Annotated in this window: 20 protein-coding genes; 15 read left to right on the top strand and 5 right to left on the bottom strand. The window is 34.6% G+C overall.

Annotation, left to right across the window (positions count from 1 at the left end):
- Window positions 1-163: 163 nt before the first annotated feature.
- Window positions 164-1,033, bottom strand: coding sequence for a hypothetical protein (locus GKP30_RS12490; RefSeq protein ID WP_216829780.1), 870 nt, complete (start codon window positions 1,031-1,033; stop codon window positions 164-166).
- A gap of 285 nt (window positions 1,034-1,318) precedes the next feature.
- Here GKP30_RS12490 and GKP30_RS12485 point away from each other — a divergent pair, with 285 nt between their 5' ends.
- From GKP30_RS12485 to GKP30_RS12455, 7 genes are all read left to right on the top strand, one after another.
- Entirely contained in the window at window positions 1,319-1,888 is a 570-nt protein-coding gene (locus GKP30_RS12485; protein WP_216829779.1) for a TetR/AcrR family transcriptional regulator, read from the top strand.
- A gap of 47 nt (window positions 1,889-1,935) precedes the next feature.
- Window positions 1,936-2,997 carry a serine hydrolase domain-containing protein gene (locus tag GKP30_RS12480; protein ID WP_216829778.1) on the top strand — a complete coding sequence of 354 codons (1,062 nt, stop codon included), beginning with the start codon at window positions 1,936-1,938 and terminating at the stop codon, window positions 2,995-2,997.
- 112 nt (window positions 2,998-3,109) lie between these two features.
- Window positions 3,110-4,165: a serine hydrolase domain-containing protein gene (locus GKP30_RS12475; RefSeq protein ID WP_216829777.1), complete on the top strand. Its 1,056-nt coding sequence runs from the start codon at window positions 3,110-3,112 to the stop codon at window positions 4,163-4,165.
- 36 nt (window positions 4,166-4,201) lie between these two features.
- Window positions 4,202-4,978, top strand: a complete 777-nt coding sequence (locus GKP30_RS12470; protein ID WP_216829776.1) for a class I SAM-dependent methyltransferase — start codon at window positions 4,202-4,204, stop codon at window positions 4,976-4,978.
- A 54-nt stretch (window positions 4,979-5,032) separates the two neighbouring features.
- A complete protein-coding gene (locus GKP30_RS12465; RefSeq protein ID WP_216829775.1) occupies window positions 5,033-5,506 on the top strand; it encodes a GNAT family N-acetyltransferase in 474 nt (157 codons plus the stop codon).
- Window positions 5,507-5,683: 177 nt separating this feature from the next.
- A complete protein-coding gene (locus tag GKP30_RS12460) occupies window positions 5,684-6,250 on the top strand; it encodes a peptidoglycan-binding domain-containing protein (protein WP_216829774.1) in 567 nt (188 codons plus the stop codon).
- Window positions 6,251-6,478: 228 nt separating this feature from the next.
- Window positions 6,479-6,661, top strand: coding sequence for a hypothetical protein (locus GKP30_RS12455; protein ID WP_216829773.1), 183 nt, complete (start codon window positions 6,479-6,481; stop codon window positions 6,659-6,661).
- A 349-nt stretch (window positions 6,662-7,010) separates the two neighbouring features.
- On the opposite strand, the gene GKP30_RS12450 is transcribed toward GKP30_RS12455, so the two are convergent.
- On the bottom strand, window positions 7,011-7,223 hold the full coding sequence (locus GKP30_RS12450) for a hypothetical protein (RefSeq protein ID WP_216829772.1): 213 nt from the start codon (window positions 7,221-7,223) through the stop codon (window positions 7,011-7,013).
- A 246-nt stretch (window positions 7,224-7,469) separates the two neighbouring features.
- On the opposite strand from GKP30_RS12450, the gene GKP30_RS12445 reads away from it, so the two are divergent.
- On the top strand, window positions 7,470-7,970 hold the full coding sequence (locus GKP30_RS12445) for a cell wall hydrolase (protein WP_216829771.1): 501 nt from the start codon (window positions 7,470-7,472) through the stop codon (window positions 7,968-7,970).
- 98 nt (window positions 7,971-8,068) lie between these two features.
- On the opposite strand, the gene GKP30_RS12440 is transcribed toward GKP30_RS12445, so the two are convergent.
- Window positions 8,069-9,862 carry an ABC transporter substrate-binding protein gene (locus tag GKP30_RS12440; protein ID WP_216829770.1) on the bottom strand — a complete coding sequence of 598 codons (1,794 nt, stop codon included), beginning with the start codon at window positions 9,860-9,862 and terminating at the stop codon, window positions 8,069-8,071.
- A gap of 118 nt (window positions 9,863-9,980) precedes the next feature.
- On the opposite strand from GKP30_RS12440, the gene GKP30_RS12435 reads away from it, so the two are divergent.
- The 6 genes from GKP30_RS12435 (at window position 9,981) to GKP30_RS12410 (ending at window position 15,439) form a co-directional block, all read left to right on the top strand.
- Entirely contained in the window at window positions 9,981-10,148 is a 168-nt protein-coding gene (locus tag GKP30_RS12435) for a hypothetical protein (protein ID WP_216829769.1), read from the top strand.
- Window positions 10,149-10,601: 453 nt separating this feature from the next.
- Complete coding sequence (locus GKP30_RS12430; protein ID WP_216829768.1) at window positions 10,602-10,946, top strand: YjgB family protein; 345 nt, start codon at window positions 10,602-10,604, stop codon at window positions 10,944-10,946.
- The gene (locus tag GKP30_RS12425; RefSeq protein WP_216829767.1) at window positions 10,922-11,944 is read left to right on the top strand and encodes a hypothetical protein; all 1,023 of its coding nucleotides are present in this window, start codon (window positions 10,922-10,924) and stop codon (window positions 11,942-11,944) included. The genes GKP30_RS12430 and GKP30_RS12425 overlap by 25 nt, the downstream gene beginning before the upstream one ends.
- Window positions 11,945-11,991: 47 nt before the next feature.
- Window positions 11,992-12,480, top strand: coding sequence for a flavodoxin domain-containing protein (locus GKP30_RS12420; protein ID WP_216829766.1), 489 nt, complete (start codon window positions 11,992-11,994; stop codon window positions 12,478-12,480).
- 136 nt (window positions 12,481-12,616) lie between these two features.
- On the top strand, window positions 12,617-14,542 hold the full coding sequence (locus GKP30_RS12415; RefSeq protein WP_216829765.1) for a serine hydrolase domain-containing protein: 1,926 nt from the start codon (window positions 12,617-12,619) through the stop codon (window positions 14,540-14,542).
- Window positions 14,543-14,899: 357 nt separating this feature from the next.
- Window positions 14,900-15,439: a sensor histidine kinase gene (locus GKP30_RS12410; RefSeq protein ID WP_216829764.1), complete on the top strand. Its 540-nt coding sequence runs from the start codon at window positions 14,900-14,902 to the stop codon at window positions 15,437-15,439.
- 120 nt (window positions 15,440-15,559) lie between these two features.
- Here GKP30_RS12410 and GKP30_RS12405 read toward each other — a convergent pair whose 3' ends face one another.
- Entirely contained in the window at window positions 15,560-16,051 is a 492-nt protein-coding gene (locus GKP30_RS12405) for a hypothetical protein (RefSeq protein ID WP_216829763.1), read from the bottom strand.
- 654 nt (window positions 16,052-16,705) lie between these two features.
- Window positions 16,706-16,918: a hypothetical protein gene (locus tag GKP30_RS12395; protein ID WP_216829761.1), complete on the bottom strand. Its 213-nt coding sequence runs from the start codon at window positions 16,916-16,918 to the stop codon at window positions 16,706-16,708.
- 919 nt (window positions 16,919-17,837) lie between these two features.
- Between GKP30_RS12395 and GKP30_RS12390 the strand changes: the two genes are divergently transcribed.
- Window positions 17,838-18,980, top strand: coding sequence for an HD-GYP domain-containing protein (locus tag GKP30_RS12390; protein WP_216829760.1), 1,143 nt, complete (start codon window positions 17,838-17,840; stop codon window positions 18,978-18,980).
- Window positions 18,981-19,062: the final 82 nt, after the last annotated feature.

Here is a 19,062-nt window from a genome sequence, read left to right as displayed (position 1 = left end):
TAGCAATCGGTTATTGCTACTCTTATTCTTGTTTTAGGATTTTACAAATTTTCTACATATACTTCTAAAAATTCCTTATGTAAATAATTCTGATTAAATACGTTAGCAGTTTGAGGCAACCTGATCCTTCACTTGAGAAAACATATTGTAAGGAAAAGACTAACTACACCTCCAACCACTGTCCCCATCGAGTGGCTTTAGCTACCATTTTTCGTTTCTCAATGGTCAGCATATTGGACATGGTTCCGTAAAAATACGGGATAAAGCTTGATTTAATACGGTTTTGTTTATAGCGGAAAACAGTATGTTTGAAGGCTTGGACAATGGTAGGTAGTAAGGAATTGATGCAAGTGGTTTCTGGAAAACAAGCAGATCGATAAGCGATTTGGGCGCGATTCCATAGTCCGCAAATTTCTTTAGCTCCCTTGAAAAACGGGTGAACTGCTTTAATGAATGGAGTTGGAACGAAATCTGGAACATAGGTATGGTCGAGTTCGTCAGTGTCCATCATTTTATTAATTGGATTGATCTTATTAACCGTCTTTTCTTGACGTAGATCTTTATCTTTTAATGTTTTTGTTTCAGCTAAAAGAGTTTCCTGTTGCTTTTTGCCCTTATCAGCTATTGGTAGATTCGGGTTTCTGCTGTTATTACGAGACGTCAATTTTTCGTTGGTGGTAGTGTCAAATCGGTTAAAAATATAAACATTGTGTGCATAGCCTCCTGTTTCTCTTATCGTGTGAATAGTTGAAATAATCCCCAACGCTTTAGCCTTTCGAAGCATTCGTTCAAAAGTAGAGCGAGAAATGCCGCCCTTTGTATTTTGACAGGCTTGTACCAACTTACAAATGCGGGCATTGCAAACACCCAGAACTTTTACACTGAAATGCGTAAGTACATCAAACGCAATCTTTTCACCTTTTGTAAAGTGATGTCCGTGGATTTCTAATGCTTTTTTATTGGAAACATTAAATTCTTCTAAATTAGTAAACTTACTATATTTCTTGTATTGTTCAATCCTTCCTGATTTCATCTCATAATCCCCCTTAATGTTCGTTCCGTCAAAATGTATATATTGAGAAAAGGGAAAAACGGTGAGGAGAAATAAAAATAATGCAAATTATAGACACATTGGATAATAATCACAAAAATATAAGCCCTGAAGTCCGCTTAAGTAAGCATCACGCCTTTGAGACCGCCAAATCCTTTTATACATAAATTCACTAATTAGGCTTCCTAAAAAAGGGAATTTATGTATAATAAAAGATATATATCAGATGTTATATAACGAGTGATATTTAAGGGGGTGCTGTATGAAATGCCGCCAAAGAAAAAATTTTCTCAATCTCAAATAATAGATGCAGCTTTTGAAATCGCGAAAACAGAGGGGATGAGCCACATCTCCATTCGCAAGGTGGCCGATCAACTCGGAAGCTCTATTGCGCCCATTTATGTGAATTTTAAAGATGTAGAAGATCTTAAAAGGGCAGTAATGCAAAAAGTGATTAAATTAAGCGAACAAAAAATCCAAGAACAAAATTCAGGGAATCCCTTCAAAGATATTGGAATTGCTAGTCTAAAATTTGCAGATGAATACCCCGTCCTTGTCAGGGATTTAATGATGAATCCAAACGAGTACTTACAAGAATACGATCAAGAAATGGATTTTGTCACCCAGATGAAACATGATCCAGCGCTTGAAGGATTTACAGACGAAGAACTAATGATGATCTTCCTTAAAATGAGAGCTTTTCAATTGGGTCTGACACTGATGGTTGCCAATCAATTATTGCCAAAGGAATTGACGATCGATGAGATGATAGTAATGTCTTCAAGTGCTGCTGAAGATGTTATCAGTGCGACGAGGTTAAAAAAAGAAAAGGAATAATCGGTATTCAAGCGATGATGATTAGTAAATTTTCAAGGAGGAGAATGATGGGGAAAAAATTAGATGCCGCCTTTCTGGAACAGACTGTACATCAAATGACTAAAAAGAAAAACAACTTTGGAGCGGTATTGTGCGTTGAACGAGGAGATGACTTTTCTTGGACGGGTAGCGCTGGGAATCTTCAAAAGGATGATCGTTACTTTATTGCCAGTGTGACAAAATTATATGTGACAGCTGTTATTTTGAAATTAAAAGCGGAGAAGAAGTTGGACTTGGATGATCCGATTATGAACTTTTTGCCAGAAGAGGTTATGGACAGACTTCATGTGTACAGTGGGATCGACTATTCAAAAGAGATTACGATAAAACATCTAATCTCTAATACTTCGGGACTACCAGATTATTTCTCTTATAAACAATCGAATGGAAAAACAGTTGCTGCGGAACTTTTCACAGGAAAAGACCAGACTTGGACGTTAGACGAAACATTGATGCTTGTGAAGCAATTAAAACCTAAATTCAAACCAGGACAAAAAGGCAAAGTCAATTATTCAGATACAAACTATCAACTGCTCGGAAGAATTATTGAAAACATTACAGGCTCGAGCATGAGAGACGTCTTTCACTCCTTTATTTTTGACGAACTTGGTTTAACCGATACGTATGTCTACTCAGATGAAAGCGATACAAGTCCTGCACCGATCTATTATAAATCGGCGAAACTTCATTTGCCCCATTATATGACCTCGATCACTCCTGAAGGTGGAATCGTTTCGACGGCGAAAGAGTCGATGTTGTTTCTAAAGGCGTTTTTCAATGGTCGTTTTTTTCAAAAAGAAGAGATCGAAAGACTAAAGCAATGGAATAAGATATATTTCCCAGGCCAATTTTACTACGGTATTGGGCTTGAAAAGCTCTGGACGCCTCGAGTGCTTTCCCCCATTCATCCGATTAAAGAAATATTAGGTTTCTGGGGACAATCAGGCGCTTTTGCTTTTTATAATCCAGAGCGAAACGTTTATTTTACAGGGACAGTCAATCAACTAAGCGGCTATGGTCATAGTGCTGCTTATCAAGCAATGATTCGTATACTCAAACGTAGTTCTTAAGCTTACAGTTAACTAGAAAATCCTCGCTGGTGCACCCATTCGTTACTGCAACCATTTAGCGAATGTACGGAACGTATTTGTACAAAAGAAAATCTTAAAAAAGGTGATATGAATGAAAACGACTCAAAAGGAAAAAGTCATCCAATTAATTAAACATTCATTTCGAAAAAAAGTACAAAAAGACCCTAACTTAAAAAGTGCATTTTTACTCGTCCATTCAGACAAGAACGAAATTCATTTAAATTTGAATGAAGGATTGATAGACTCCAACCAACCCGCATATATGGCCAGTGTTGGCAAGTTATTTACCTCGGTTCTGATTAGTATTTTATATGAAGAGGGACTATTAAAGTACACAGACAAAATCACTTATTATTTGGATCAAGCTTTACTACAAAAATTACATGTTTATAACGAAACGGATTATACAAAAGAAATTGAAATAAAACACCTATTAAATCAAACATCTGGATTACCAGATTTTTTTCACCCATTATTAAACCAACTTCTAAACGATCCAAATTTTTACATGAGCCCTGAAGAGGCGATCACTTGGGCAAAAATTCATAAAAAACCTCATTTCCCTCCAGGCAAAGGCTTTAAATATTCCGATACCAACTATCATCTGTTAGGATTGATCATTGAAAAAATTACTAAACAACCATTTCATGAATCAATCAAACAATACTTTTACGAACCTCTCGAAATGAGGCATTCATCATTCCTATTTGAATCTGACCCAATAGATCAAAACACGCCACCAGTCGCAGATTTCTATGTTAATCATCACAATATTACCCATTTAAAAGGATATTCAGGGATTGATTTTGCTGGGAGTGGAGTCGTATCTACAGGAGAAGATTTGTTAAAGTTTATGAAAGCATTAACGTCACATCGATTAGTAAAAAAAGAAACGTTTGAGAAAATGAAAAAAGATAAAGCGAAGTATGGTGTCGGAATTGACTATGGTTATGGAATAATGCAATTTAAACCAGTGCCACTTCTCATGCCAAAAAAATTTACACTCTGGGGCCATGCAGGTATAACAGGGGCGTATATGTTTTATCATCCGAAGCTGGATACGTATGTCATTGGTACATTTAACGATTTTTCGTATGAAAGAAAAGGCGTCAAATTTATGTTAATGAACGTGATCAATCGATTGTAATGGTATGTAAATTTTAAAGTAATGGAGGAATATAAATTGGGCATTGATTTTCATAGTAACAAAAACAAAAGTAGTTATACAACTAGAAAAGCCGACAAGTCATGGGTTGAAGCCATAAACACCCTTGTTCCTATCGATGATATGGCTGTTGCTTTGGATGTTGGGTGCGGCGGTGGAATTTATTGTAAAGCACTTTCTGACATGGGAGTCAATTTTGTGACAGGTGTAGATTTTTCAGGAGCGATGCTTGATGCGGCGAAAGTACACTGTAAAGACTATCATAATATTTCATTCAATCATGGAAGTGCTTTTGAAACGGGTGTAGAAAGTAACCGTTTTGATCTACTGCTTGAACGGGCATTAATCCATCATATTAACGATTTGCGTTCGTGTTTTACAGAGGGATATCGGGTCTTAAAGGACGGAGGATATTATATTATCCAGGACCGAACACCTGAAGATTGTTTATTAGCAGGAAGTGATCAGCATATTAGAGGGTATTTCTTTGAACGGTTTCCAAAATTAATTGAAAAAGAGACGAAACGGAGACATAGCAGTCAATTTGTAATCGAAACGCTAAATGAAGTTGGATTTAAGCACATTGAAGAAATAAAGTTATGGGAAACGAGAAAAGTTTACGATACAAAAGAGCAATTACTTAAAGATGTAAGGGCAAGAACGGGAAGAAGTATTTTACATGAATTAGACAATGAAGAATTAAAGCAATTAGTAAAACATTTAGACCAATCTTTACCAGCAGATATAAATATCATTGAAAAAGATCGGTGGACGATATGGAAAGCAGTCAAATGATTGCGTAGCATTTTTTCTAAAATTAAATATGACGATTGTAATTAGGAGTTAGATATGATGCAAATTAGATTAGCACAGGTAGAAGATCTACAACAAGTGTTGTCAGTTTTAAATAAAGTGTCATTAGATTTACAACAAAAAGGGATTAGGCAATGGGATTATCCTTGGGATGAGGATAAAATATTAGATCAGATAAATAGTAAATACACTTATGTATTATCATTAGAAGAAAGAAATATTATCGGATCGTTTTGTATACATGATATTCAGCAGATTAATGAGTTTTCTGTAGGTCTAACGAGTAAATATTTATCCCAAATTGCCATTTTACCAAACTACCAAGGCAGAAATTTCGGGTCTAAAATAACTGCTTTTGCTCGTTCCTTAGCGAAAGAAAGGAATCAATCTTTATATTTAGACTGTTGGGCTGGAAATGAGAAGTTAAAAGCGTTTTATTCAAACAATGGATTTGAATATATCGGTGATTTTCCAGAAGAAGATTATATGATTAGTATATTTAAAATCTAATTAGAAATTCTTATAGGGTTTAATCACGTAAAAAGGTTATAGAACAAGGGTGGCTGTAGCCTTTTTTGTGTTGATGGATTTTTCTTTACCTAATTTAATTTATTTTTACCAAATCTTGAAACCTTTGGAACGAATCCAGCGTCTCATGATTGAATTTAAAATTAGGAGATGATTTCTTTGAATAAATGGAAAAAAGTAACCGTAACAGTGGCAACAGCTTCAGTATTACTATTAGGGATCCCAGCTGCAGGAATTGGGGCGCAGGAAAGTGTAAATTATTCTATATTTGATTACGCATCAACAGGGGTTTTAAAAGAAGGCTCACGAGGGGAAAATGTAAAGATTATGCAGCGTGCTTTAAATAAAGCGATGGGGGCAGAGCTTACGGAAGACGGAGTATTTGGTCCAAATACAAAAACAGCGGTGCTAGCGTTCCAAAAGTCACACAAGCATTTAGCAAATGATGGGGTGTATGGACCACAGACGCATGCTACTCTGTCTAAACAAGTCAATTCATTTGGTTTTGCTGATAGCACATTAAGACTCGGAAGCCGCGGCGAAGCAGTAAAGACGCTCCAAAAAGGGTTAAATGACATGAGTTATAACGTAACAGTAGATGGTGTCTACGGTCCAAAAACAAAAGCAGCCGTCATCAAATTCCAAGAGCGTTTTCCAGAGTTAGCCAACGATGGAATCTTTGGACCGAAAACAAAAAACGTCATGGATAAAGTGTTGAATGATTAATCGGTAAATTTTGTAGTTATTTATCGGAGTAGTCATATAGCTAGTCTATAAAAAGAATTCTTTTTCAGTAAGGGATTCACTGTCCTCTCCTTCAAGTGAACCCGTTATCTTTATGGGTCTGCTTTTAGTCAGAGGATAAGACAGTCTATAAAGTGCAAGGCCAAAATTATTATTACCATGAATATTCTTCTTTTTGATTTTTCATAATAAAAAAAAGGAGTGATATTTATGGCTAAACGGAACGGCAAAACGAACGCTGACCAAAAAAATAAGCAAGGGTTTGACTCAAGTAAAACCGACTCTGAGTTTTCTAAGGAACTCGGCAGTGCTGCAGCTAATCGTCAGCACAAAGAAACAGCTAAAAAGAAAAAGTCTTCCAAGAACCAAGGTGAATGGAAAGGAATGCATTAATTTAAATTAATAGGTGCGTGATTAGTGTATCCAAACAAAAATAAGAAAAATCTAGAACAAGACTTTTGCAATCAATAAATTTTCGATCCATTAGAGGGACCCTTACAAAGTGAGCGTTCCTCTGTTTTAAATAAAATCATTTTAATATAATAAATAATTTATAAAAATAAAAGAAATTGGTATGCGGAAAAAATTTGGATAGATAAAATTCCGCACGTGGGATCAAATAGGTGAAAGCTCGTAATTTTAAGGTGAAACGAATTGAAAGCATTCTTCAAAAGTTGCCAACTGAAATAAAACAAATAACTTTAAATTCACTTTCGTTATTTACATACATCGAAATGTTTTATTAACTTACAAAGTAACTTTGTGCTGTCCCATTGATATGCCATCTTAACTCATTAATAGAAAGATTGTTTTGTTTAAGAATAAGAGCGGAGAGATGGTTCCCTTCTGAAACTAGTTGTTCATGTGATGGCACTAGTACTTCGTATTCCTCAATGAATTGCCCTCTTAATTCGATCGGCTCCCAACTCTGGATCGTAATCGTTTTTTTAATCATTTGTATCCTCCTAAAATAGTCTAGTAAATCATTTTATTTCCAATTGTAAGAATATTTATACATCTCCTAGATTTTACTGGTAGTTGTTACCTTAAAAACCATGGAAGACATTACAGGTTTAATGTCTATTGAAAATTTGTTAAGTTTGTTAAGTAGAATTTCAAATTAAACGTTAGAGAAGCTTATGGTGCTTTTCTTTTTTTATATAGGTCGGGTCGAATAATTTGACTGAAGGAGGTTCGACAAATGGTTAATGTTTTAACAACATTGTTACTATTAACAGGAGCAGAAGTTCCAGAAGAGGAATTGCCGAAGTTACATGATGAACGTATGGTATATATGGTAGAAAAAGATATAGAAGAAGCGAGTGCACATGCAGTTAGAACTTCCCTTACAAAGGAAGAAAAAGAACTATTAGAACGTCTTGTCACTGCAGAAGCTAAAGGCGAGCCTTTCGAAGGAAAGGTTGCAGTCGCAGAAGTTGTCCTCAATCGAATGGATAGTGAACATTTCCCAGACGAATTAGAAGATGTCGTTTACCAAGAGAACCAGTTCTGTCCCGTAACAAATGGTTCCATTAATAAAAAAGCTACTAAAAATGCCGAAAAAGCTGTTGAAGAAGCATTAAAAGGAACCAATGAAACGAATGATGCCTTGTTTTTTTACAATGACAACATTGTTAAGACAAGCTGGCTCCAGAGCAAACAAACGACAACTAGAATTGGACAACATGTATTTAAAAAATAATAGAATGACTATTTCAATAGAAGCACTATACTAAAAACAACTATTCAACGAGAATAGTTGTTTTTTTCGTAGAGGGAACAGATCCTCTGCTTCACTCTTTATGCTTTTCTATTATGCCAAACCATACTATAGTTAATTCCGCCCGTTTGAAATAAGTTGATGCCTTCCATTGATTTTTTTTCGTTATAAAAGACTTGGAAGGTGTTATGGTGGATGAACAGAATTTTGCTCGTATCAATAAGTTGTTGTTCAATCGATAGGATTGCTTTTAACTGGTCGTCGCGTTTAGGAATCGTTTTAATTTGATTTAATTTTCTTAATAGATTTTCTTGCTCATTATCCGTCAAGGTGTTGTAAATGAAACCTAGTGGACTACTAAAAATACGAGAGAGTGATAGGACGATATCTTCTTCGACTAGTACGTTAACTAAAAGGATATCGGCCTTTTTAATCTGATCTTCCTTCAGTAAGTCCTTGATCGGTATCGCTTGAACGGCTAAATCGATGCCATACGTTTTACAAAAATGAACGATATCAATTAGAGGCTCTTGTTTTTCTACTTGATCGATATAAAGTGTAAAAAGCTGGATCGTTTCTCCTTGGTAGTCCGCTTCTGTTAATAGCTGTTTGATCATGGTGCCGTCGTAAAGGTGATGTGAGGTTGCAAGCTCCAAAGGGTTTTGTTCATATAAAAAATGGTGAGCAGGTAGTGTTAGATCGTCTGATGTATGGGTTTTGTAGTTCCAAATGATCCGATGTAGCGCCTTTTTAAAAGCTGGGTGGGTGTGGACGCCTGGCTTTCGTGAATTAATCGTTAAATAGGAAGCCCCATTTGGGATTTGCTTAAGCGGTTTCCAGTGAGCACCTTCATGATACATATCAGGAAAGCTAAATAAAAGCGAATCTGTTTGGTAGTTTGTATTCACATAAATTAATTCAATTCGGTCAATATGCGGTCTCATCTGAAAATATTGTTCATGAGCGCCAAGAATGACCTTTTCTTCATTCCATTCCAGCACTTTATAAGGCCCTGTTCCAATCGGAATATTTTTATCCAGTAGGTGTTCTTCCCACTCTCTAGGCAATATTGAGTAGCGTTTCGAACAAAGTTCATTTAGTAATAAAAAATTCGATTGATACAGCATGATCTTAACAACGTATTTATTCACGACTGTAATTTCTTTTATATGTGTCGTTTTGTACCAGTCTGTATATCCTTCCATTTGACTTAAATGTTCAATCGTAAATTTCACATCGTGGGCATCTAAACATCTTCCGTGATGAAAAAAAACACCTTTTCGTAGAAATAAAAACCATTCGGTTCCGTCCTTTGAATGGTCCCAGTGAAAGCAAATATGAGGCCGTACAGTTTGAGTTTCATAGTCAAATGTAAACAAGGAATCATAAAGATGGTGAGTAATCTCATGTTCCTGTTGTGTCAAGCTTGTTAGGGGATCGATACCCATAACTTTTTGCCGCATTGGACATCTTAACACATCAATTTCAGCATTTGTTTCATGTTCCTGTTCAACTGATATTCCAAAATAATCTTCTAAGAAATGCTCCAATTCTTCTTGAATATGTAAATCGTATTTATTTAACTTCTCAATTACTTCAGTATATTTTCCATGTTTAATCAAATCTTTTACGAGTAAGTGTTCCATTTCTGTTTTCGAATAGAGAAAGGTTATCAATGGCTTTTTACCTCGGCCTTTAAAAACTTCCCAAGTAACCCAGCCTAATTCTTTAAAGTTTTTCATAATGAGCTTCGCGTTTCGTTCAGTACAATCCAACAGGTCGGCAACTTCCGTAATAGTGAGGTGGAAGGGTGAACCTTCAGAATAAACAGAAAATTTGTCGCGCAAGGTAAGGTAATGTTCTTCGAGCCTCATAACAACCCTCCAATAAAACATGATAATAATATTCTTTATTTTACACTTTTTAGCTAAATTATGGAAACTTATAATAATAATTGTAAATACGAATTAGAAAATTTTGGAGGGATTTACTATGATGCATTATTTTACAGTTCAGTCAAAAGTGAATGAACATAAATATAAAGTAGACCAAATTAATAAAACGAGCTGGAGACAGAAAGAGGGTACGAAACAACATAAATCTTCTAGTCTTCCATTAGTAAGATTTGCTCTGGCAGCATTGTTAAATAGAAGATCTTAATTGTAAACTAACGGTGTTAAAGTTTAATGTTGATTTGGGCTCAATATCTATCAGTTACTGAAACGTATGTGAAATGTTTTTACACGATGAGCCCAAAACAACAGTTATCAATAGACTTTTAACGTACCACTATAACCCACTTCATCCTTCATAAAAAAAATTACACCTTTCTAACAAATTCAAACTTCAGAAAAGATAAATATTATCAAATTATGACAAATTATATGACTTATTTGTGTATTCTCTATTAGGTGTGATAAAAATCACACTCGGTCACAATTGTTATCAGTATGATTAGAAAAAAGTAGAAAACCAGGGGCCTTTTTACTATATTTTTTCAATACCTTTAATGAAGATAGGAGTATAAGAAATGCAAAGGATGAGGAAGTATCGTTATTTTTATTGGCAATTATTCTATGTTTTAGTTTTTTGGCCGCATGTGGTCAAAGTAAAATGACCGAAGAGGCAATGGCATCTGGAAGTACTCCTGTTTTCATTTATGAGGAACAGCCGCAAAAAGAACTGGCAGATGAAACGGTAAAGGTAATAGGACAAGAGGTCACTAACTCTATTTATCTAGAATGGATTGAAAGCGGCTTAAAAGGTAAGTTAATAGGTGTTGATTTAGAGTTAGGCACAATAAAAGAAGATGTTTATAAAAAAATAGGAACACAGATTGAGACAGGATCTTTTGAAGGTGGAGATTATTTACATTACGAACATGCAACTTACTTTGTTTCAAATGTAAGGAATAGTAAGTTAGGAGGAAGGCAATGGAAACTGTCGATAGGTACATAAATGAAGTTTTAGAAAGGTTACCACATTCTCAAAGGGAAAGTGTTCGGGTAGAACTAGAGGAGCTAATTGAAGGTAAATTAAGACAAAGAAGCCAGGATGAAAATCAACTAGAGGAGTCTATCGAAGAGTTCCTTAAACAATTAGGCCCCCCAACTTTGTTAGCAAAGAAGTATAAAAAATCAAATAAATACTTAATTAGCCCTGATATTTTTAGCTCATACGCATTTGTATTAAAAGTTGTGTTACTGGTTCTTTTTAGTGTGTTAACCGTCATTTTTTTCATTCAAACTTTAATTGAGCCTTTTTCAATAATCGGGCATTTTTTCAATTATATTAGTTCCCTAATTAGTGGAGGATTGCAGGCCTTTGCTTTAGTTACAATCATTTTTTTTCTTTTGGAAACCAAATTCAAAGGAGTCGGTTCAGAGGTTAAGAAGAGTTTTGATGCTTCAAAGAAAAAGCATGGCGTTACGAAATCTAACGTACCGAAAAATAGGGTTAAAAAAGGTGAACCAATTGCAAGCGTTATTTTTTCAATTTTATTTACTATCCTACTTTTATTTGGGAGTCATCTAATAGGAGTACCTGTCATTGGTACTGATGTTGTTTCATTTATCCCAGTGCTTAACCTAGATGACCTTCCAAATTATTTACCGTTATTACTTGTCTTAATAGGACTCGGTGTTATAAAGGAAATATTAAAACTGACTATTGGAAAATGGACAAATCAGCTGGCAATATTCAGTGCATTAATCAATATTTTTTCTTTCGTTATTGTAACAATTGTGATAACTTCACCATCATTTTGGAACCCAAACTTTTTAAGTGAGCTTACTCAGTTGGGCCTCTTCAATGCAAGTGGAGATATAATTTTAGTCATAAGTTTCATTTGGAACCATATTAGTTTCATCATTTTATTCTTTTATTTCATAGGTACAATTGGAGACACCATTACAGGATTTTATAAAGCAAATAGAAGATCGCGTTTTAGAAACTAATTTTAATAAAAGTAAACAGAGAAAGGAACTTTAGAATGGAGAAAACGATGAAAACAGCAATTATTTATGGCACCTTGAAAGGGACAACAGAAAAAGCTGCGCACCTTTTAGAAAACCAACTACCAAGTGAAGTGAACCTTATTAATGTAAAGGAAGAAAAGCCTATTAACCTAGCCGGTTATGACACTGTAATTTTAGGCAGCTCTATTTACGCTGGTAATGTTCAAGAGAAAATGAAAAAATTTATTCATACTTATCAACAAGAGTTACTTTCCAAGAAATTAGGGTTGTATATTTGTTGTATGTACGAAGGGGACAAGGCGATGCAACAGTTTGAAATGGCGTATCCCCAACAATTACGGAGCCATGCAGTTGCTAGTGGCCTTTTTGGTGGTGAGCTTCATTTTGCAAAAATGAATATGTTTGAAAAATTGATTGTAAAAATTGTACAAAAAGTTGAGGGAAACAAAACAGTTGCAGCTAATTTTAGTGAAGAAGCAATTGAAAAGTTTGCTTCAAGATTTATTAAAAATTAGAGCTTTTACATGATATATAAAACGTAACTACACAAAAAATGCTATACCTAGCTAAATAAAGAGTATATGATAAAAGTAACATTTTTTGGGATATATAGGAAGTTACAGTAGATTACTCAATTAGGGAGGGGTTAAATTGAAGAAGCCGATTGTAATTATGTTTTGTTTTTTGCTACTAATCCTACCGCTACAACCTAACACAACGACGAAGGCAGTTGAAAGTACTCCGATTACTAAAGAAAATGTGCAGGCTTTTGTCGAGGATTATTTTAATGAAAGTATAGAAGAGTTCCAGATTCCAGGAGCAGTCATCATTGTTGTGAAAGATAACGAGATCCTTTATAAACAAGGATTTGGATATGCGAATCTTAACAACGACCTCCAGGTGGATCCAGATGAGACGCTATTTAGAATTGGATCAGTAACGAAGCTGTTTACCGCAACGGCAATTATGCAGCTAGTAGAACAGGGCTTGATTGATTTAGAAGCGGATGTTAATGAATACTTGACACATTTTCAAATTGATACAAGACATTTTCAACCGATCCGAGTGAAGCATCTATTGACACATACACCAGGATTTGATGAGAAAATTATTGGCATGGCTGTTGAACATTATAGTGATCGACAACCTTTACGAGATTATTTAAAAGAAAACCAACCTATGGTGATACGCGAACCAGGCGAGTACATTCAATATAGTAATTATGGTATGGGAATATTAGGTTTAGTTATTGAGGAAGTATCGGGATTATCGTATGAACAATATATTGAAGATTATATTTTAAAACCGCTCGGTATGAACGACACATATGTGACGATGGACGAGGCTGTGCATGACCAATTAGCTCGTGAATATTTTCCGATGGGTGACACTTTTCAAGAAGAGCCACTATATGATTTCCAATACCCTTCTGCAGGTTCGGCTATAGCAACAGCTGATGATATGGCAAAATTTATGCTGCTTCATTTAAATGAAGGAACATGGTATGATACGACGATCCTAAGTGAAAAAACGGCTTCACTTATGCATGAACGCCAATTTTCACAAAATCCGAACGTGCAAGGATTTGGCTATGGTTTTTTTGAGAGATTGCAAAATTCCCATCGATTTTTAGAACATGGCGGTAATACAGGCGGAACGAATAGTATGTTGATCATTGATAAAGAAAGAAATCTTGGAATTTTTACTTCTAACAATGGTTTTGCAGGAGCATTAGCATCCTATAAATTTCCGTTTCTATTTATCAATCACTTTTATCCAATGAGCCAATCAGCTGCAGCGATGGAAATGTCCGATCAACCTGTACAAGAAGATTTAAAAAGATACGAGGGCAGCTATTATACGAATCGATACAGCCGTGAAGATGTTTCGAAAATCACACTAGCAATGGCTCCTCCTATCAAAGTGAGCAAGGCAACAGACCATTCATTGTTTGTTCAGAATTACGGTCAGGAGCGTACATTTATCCAAGTTGAACCACTTATATTTATGGATCAAGAGACAGAGCAGTATCTTGCTTTTGAAGAGGATGGAAAAGGAAATATCACTCACTTGTTTTTTTCCGACAGCTTTGTGTATGAAAAAGGCAGCTGGTATCAAAATGCATTGTTGCATGTCATTCTTCTGGGGCTATTTGTTATGTTATCAGTCGTTACTGGCCTGATTTTAATCATTAAGATGATTAAGAAAGTAGTGAAAAGGAATAAACAAAGTGTATCGATAGAGAAAAGACAAAGTTGGTATATGGAAGCTGGTAAGTTAAACAGTATGATTTGTATGAGTTTCTTGCTCTTTTTAGTCGTATTAGTCATGGGCCTTGTGCAAATGAACGGAATCGCCGCTGTGTTTTTAGAACTGCCCCTCGCTGTTCAATTTGCACTCTATATCCCAGTAATTACGATTGTTTTAGTCCTCACTCAAGGAATTACAATAATATTTGCTTGGTTGTCGAGATCAGGGACGTTTATGAAACGACTCTATCATACATCTGTTTTATTCTTAGCCATCAGCGTTCTGCTCGTTTTGCGTTATTACAATATGATTGCGATTGCCATGTGACTACCAAAAAAGGGGTCTGTCCCCCGTCGATTTAATGCGTTAACGTAGTGGGGGACAGACCCCAAAATTGTATCATATTATCTCTCCTGTCATTGACATTACAAATTAAACCATAGATTGTAAACAATCTATATACATTAAATTAAGCACAAAACATTGTTTTTCCTTTTTTCAAAAAAAGTTATACAGGTAATAAGTCAACTACAATAACTTTGCTCTTTGGTAGAAATACTACAATTCAGTGCAATCAAATAGTAAACTAGTGTTATACTTAGATAAAAAAATAGTAATTAATGTACCCACTAATTTTTCGTTTATCGTTGATACTTGAAGCTTTTGATGTAAATGTAACATCAGATGGTCATAAAAGATGGGTTGAAAATAATTGATGATGAACTGAGTCGAATTCAAGATATATCTGGTGAGTTGCTCATTTTAGCTAAGCCACAAACAAATACAAATGAAAAAAATGAAATAAATCAAATTATAAAGGAAGTTGTATTGCTCCTTGAAACACAAGCCATTATGAAGAGCATCCAAATTGAAACTTTCATTTTTAGTGAGAATTTATGGTTTAATTGTGATAAGTCAAAAATAAAGCAAGTATTAATTAATTTAATTAAAAATGCGATTGAAGTAATGGATTCGGGTGTTATTACGATAGAAGTGAGTCTTTCTGAAGATAAATTGATAATTATGGTTGCCGATAATGGTCCTGGTATCCCAGCTGATAGGTTACACAAAATTGGGGAACCTTTTTATTCAACAAAAGAAAAAGGTACTGGTCTAGGATTATTAACCAGTTTCAAAATTATCGAACACCATAAAGGTTCAATGCAAGTTAAAAGTAAGGTTGGTGAAGGTACGACGTTTATTGTGACCTTACCAACTACATAAATTGCTATTATTAGTCACATTTGTAGGGTAGCCACAAAATAAGTGGTTACCCTAGTTTGTGTCTTATCTCATTTTTTGTTCAATTCCTCAATAGAGAGTTAGTGGGGGACAGACCCTGTCCTAACACCAAACAATAATTTTATATGGTACGGTTTGGGCGGGAATGCTTTTTGTGGTAGGACCATAGGTCACAATGAGATTTCTATTGGCTGGGCTTCTAGTGAACGGTTGAGCGTTGGTTAAGACGATTTCAGTATAAGGAGAAAGATTTAACGCTAATTGACCATCACTGCTTACTAGTTGTGAGTCGAAAAAAGCTACTTTAACAAATTGATAAGGACTTTGTTTTACCATCACAAGTGCCCTGTATTGAGGTGGATAAATGAGCGGCACAGGCGCGTCCCCATCATAATATCCGGTCACTTGGTCTCCAACCATGACAACTGCTTGGTTCACAAAATAAGTTGTAGGTGAAACGATAAAATTAACGATAGTTCCCGTTCCATCTTCTAATGTCATAAATTTAAAACAACCTGCATCCTCACCATTTTCTCCAACCATAAAATCTTGAATTGAAGTGACGGTACCTTGAAAAAATTGAAAGTTTACCATCTGCATCCCCCTCAATAGTAATAAACTATATAGAACGGATTAAGTTACAAAGAACATAGGTGGTGTAATCTGCATATCTAAAATATCTTTCCAAAATAAAGAATATGCGATTTGAAGGTGAGAGAGAACCATAACAGAGATAAATTTACATAATAAATTTTGAGTGTTGGTATTATTCATAGGGATTATGATTGTTCTTACTGGCTTAACACTTGTCGTGTTAACTGTTATTCAGTTTGCTACCAAGGGAAAAGGACGTTGGCACTGTGGGATCAGCAAAAAAAGCTCGTCGTTAGTGGACCGTATCAATACACACGAAACCCGATGATAAGCAGCGACGTTTTTATTTTGCTTGGTGAAGTTATCCTCTTTTGATCGGTCCCATTGATGATCTGGTTAGTCTTATTCACTACCATCAATTATAGCTACTTTATAGTAGGAGAAGAGCCACACTTAACCAAAAAAAGGAGCAAATAAATAGTATGCTTCAAATGATTTAATGATTTACTTGATCAAGAAAAAATTATAGGCGTATCTATTCGAAGTATGGCAGATATATCCCGTTTTTTTTGTGGTAAAAGTATAGTTGCGTAAAAGAATAGATACCAAAGTAATTTTTACTTTGGGTATGGTTTCGATCTTGGACTTATGATCTTATCTTTTTTTCTTGTTTGACTGTTCTGCAGCTTTTTTATTTTTATTTTCTAAGGTGATTTCCACATGATATATATTCTCTGAAATGCTATTCACACTCATGACTTTTCCTTTACGGCCTTTAATTTTTACGGCACCATCTACAGAAGGTACACTTGTAAGAAGCTGACTTAATAAAAGGTTTCTCTTTTCATAAAAATGAATATTATACATGTTAACTCACCTATTTCATATGGGATAATACATACAAAATCATTATTTGGTATGCTCCATATAAAATATGTTTCTACGAAATATTAGTTACAAAAAAAATAAAAACGATCAGATTTATCTTTTAAACTTGGCAAGATAAAATTTCGATTACATTAGACTACAGTATAGATACTGGAGGAGATAAAAATCAGGACTTGCAGACTAAGAATTATATTGTCGAATATAAGGATTTATACCCGTGGAAGAAAATGTAATTGAATGTATACTTAGTATAATAGGGTTTGTCAATTCTTTAATTTATGCAATGCAAGATGGCAAGACCACGATATTATAGGGGATACATTGTTAAATAAAGCTAATAGGTTAGAGCTGGGGAAGCTCGAATTCAACTAAATCAAATAAAAAACCTCATGTAGACTTAGCATAAAATTGCAAGTCTATTTTTTTTCCTTTCAGGATCTATTGCAAAATGAAAGATATGAAGCAAGGAGGTAGGCAAACGAGCATTCATTGTTAAAATAAACAGAAAATGATTAATAAATTAGTTTAAACAAAAAGTTTAGATAAAGTTCATAATAGCTATATAACGATATGCCCATTTTATACTATAGTGAATTGAGTAGGCTTATTACATTTCTATTAATGTAATAGAGGCAATAAACAGTAGTAGCTCTTTATCGTAGTAAAGTTATAAGAGGATTGTATAAAAAAGGAATAAGTATAAAACTAAAGTCACCGTTGATTTTATTATATTCTTCTTTCTAAGACTTTATAACCATATAAAAATAGGTATAAATGTCTTAGTATAAAGCTACTAAGTGTTGTACTATTAGAATGAAAGAACGCTCGAATTATGAATAATTTGGTAGGAATTTGCATATTTTTGTCGAATTATTATAAATACAGTTAGGAGCTAAAAATGCAAAATCAAATTAGATTAAATGAAGAGCAGCAAACGATTAAATGGTTTTTATTGCTGTTTTATATAATATTATTTTCATATGATATTTTTTATCATTTCTTTATTAAAGCAGAACCAGGATTACCAACAGTTGGTTTAAGTTATTGGTTTCACATTATTTTGGTTGCCCTCTTACCAATTGCTTATTACTTAATAAAAAACAATAAACCTGAAAAAATTAAATATATCTATTTCTTAACCTTTTCTTTTTTAACGATCATTAATGACATTATGATTTATTGGGGAAGTACCTTTTCATATAGTAGCGGGAATATTGTTGAGTTAATGATTGTATTATTTTCGCCTATATTTGTTAACAAACGCTACTTTGTCTTAGTTTCACTCGGTACTATATTAAGACTTGGTATTGTAGGAGTAATAATTCAAGACCTTGCTGTTTTCCAACCAATTCTTATAGTAACAGTTCTAGCATTTATTGCTTTTATTCTTCTAAATCGCTTCTTTAGTTATATAACAGCTGTTAAAAATTCTTATGACAAACAGCTAGAAGGAATTGTAAAAGGAATTATTTCAACACTAGAACTTAAGGACCCCTATACTAAGGGGCATAGTGAGCGAGTTGCAGATTATGCGATAACTTTAGCGAAGGAAACAGGAAAGTTTAAAGAGGACGAGCTTAATTCTTTCTATAACGTATGTTTACTTCATGATATCGGTAAAATTCATATACCCGATTCGATCTTAATGAAACCTGGTAGACTTACAAATGAAGAATTTGAAATTATTAAGACACATCCAGCAGTCGGTGCTGAAGCAGTTAAACATGTAGAAGGTGTAGCACAACATCTAGAGGTGATCAGGTCCCATCATGAACGGTGGGATGGAAAAGGTTACCCAGAACAACTTAAGGGTGAAGAAGTTCCGTTACTTGCCAGAATTACAGCAGTTGCTGATGCCTTTGATGCGATGACTTCGTCTAGATCTTATCGTTCTGCACTACCAATAACTGAAGCATATAACCGAATTATTGAAGGTTCAGGCACTCAATTTGATCCACAGCTAATAGAATTATTTAAAAAAGTTTACCCTTCTTGGTGTGTCTACCATAAAAAAGTTTCCGAAAGAGAAAACAACAACTAAAGCATAGAAAGTACTAACTAAGGAGGTGAGTCTATATGAAAATTCGCAAACTAAAAAAGATCAAATTAACTTGCTGGTGGTG

The sequence above is a fragment of the Alkalihalobacterium elongatum genome, from assembly GCF_019024285.1.
Lineage (GTDB): Bacteria > Bacillota > Bacilli > Bacillales > Bacillaceae_F > Alkalihalobacterium > Alkalihalobacterium elongatum.
The sequence above is the reverse complement of the archived record's forward strand: the minus strand, read 5'-3'. Positions and strand labels throughout refer to the sequence as shown.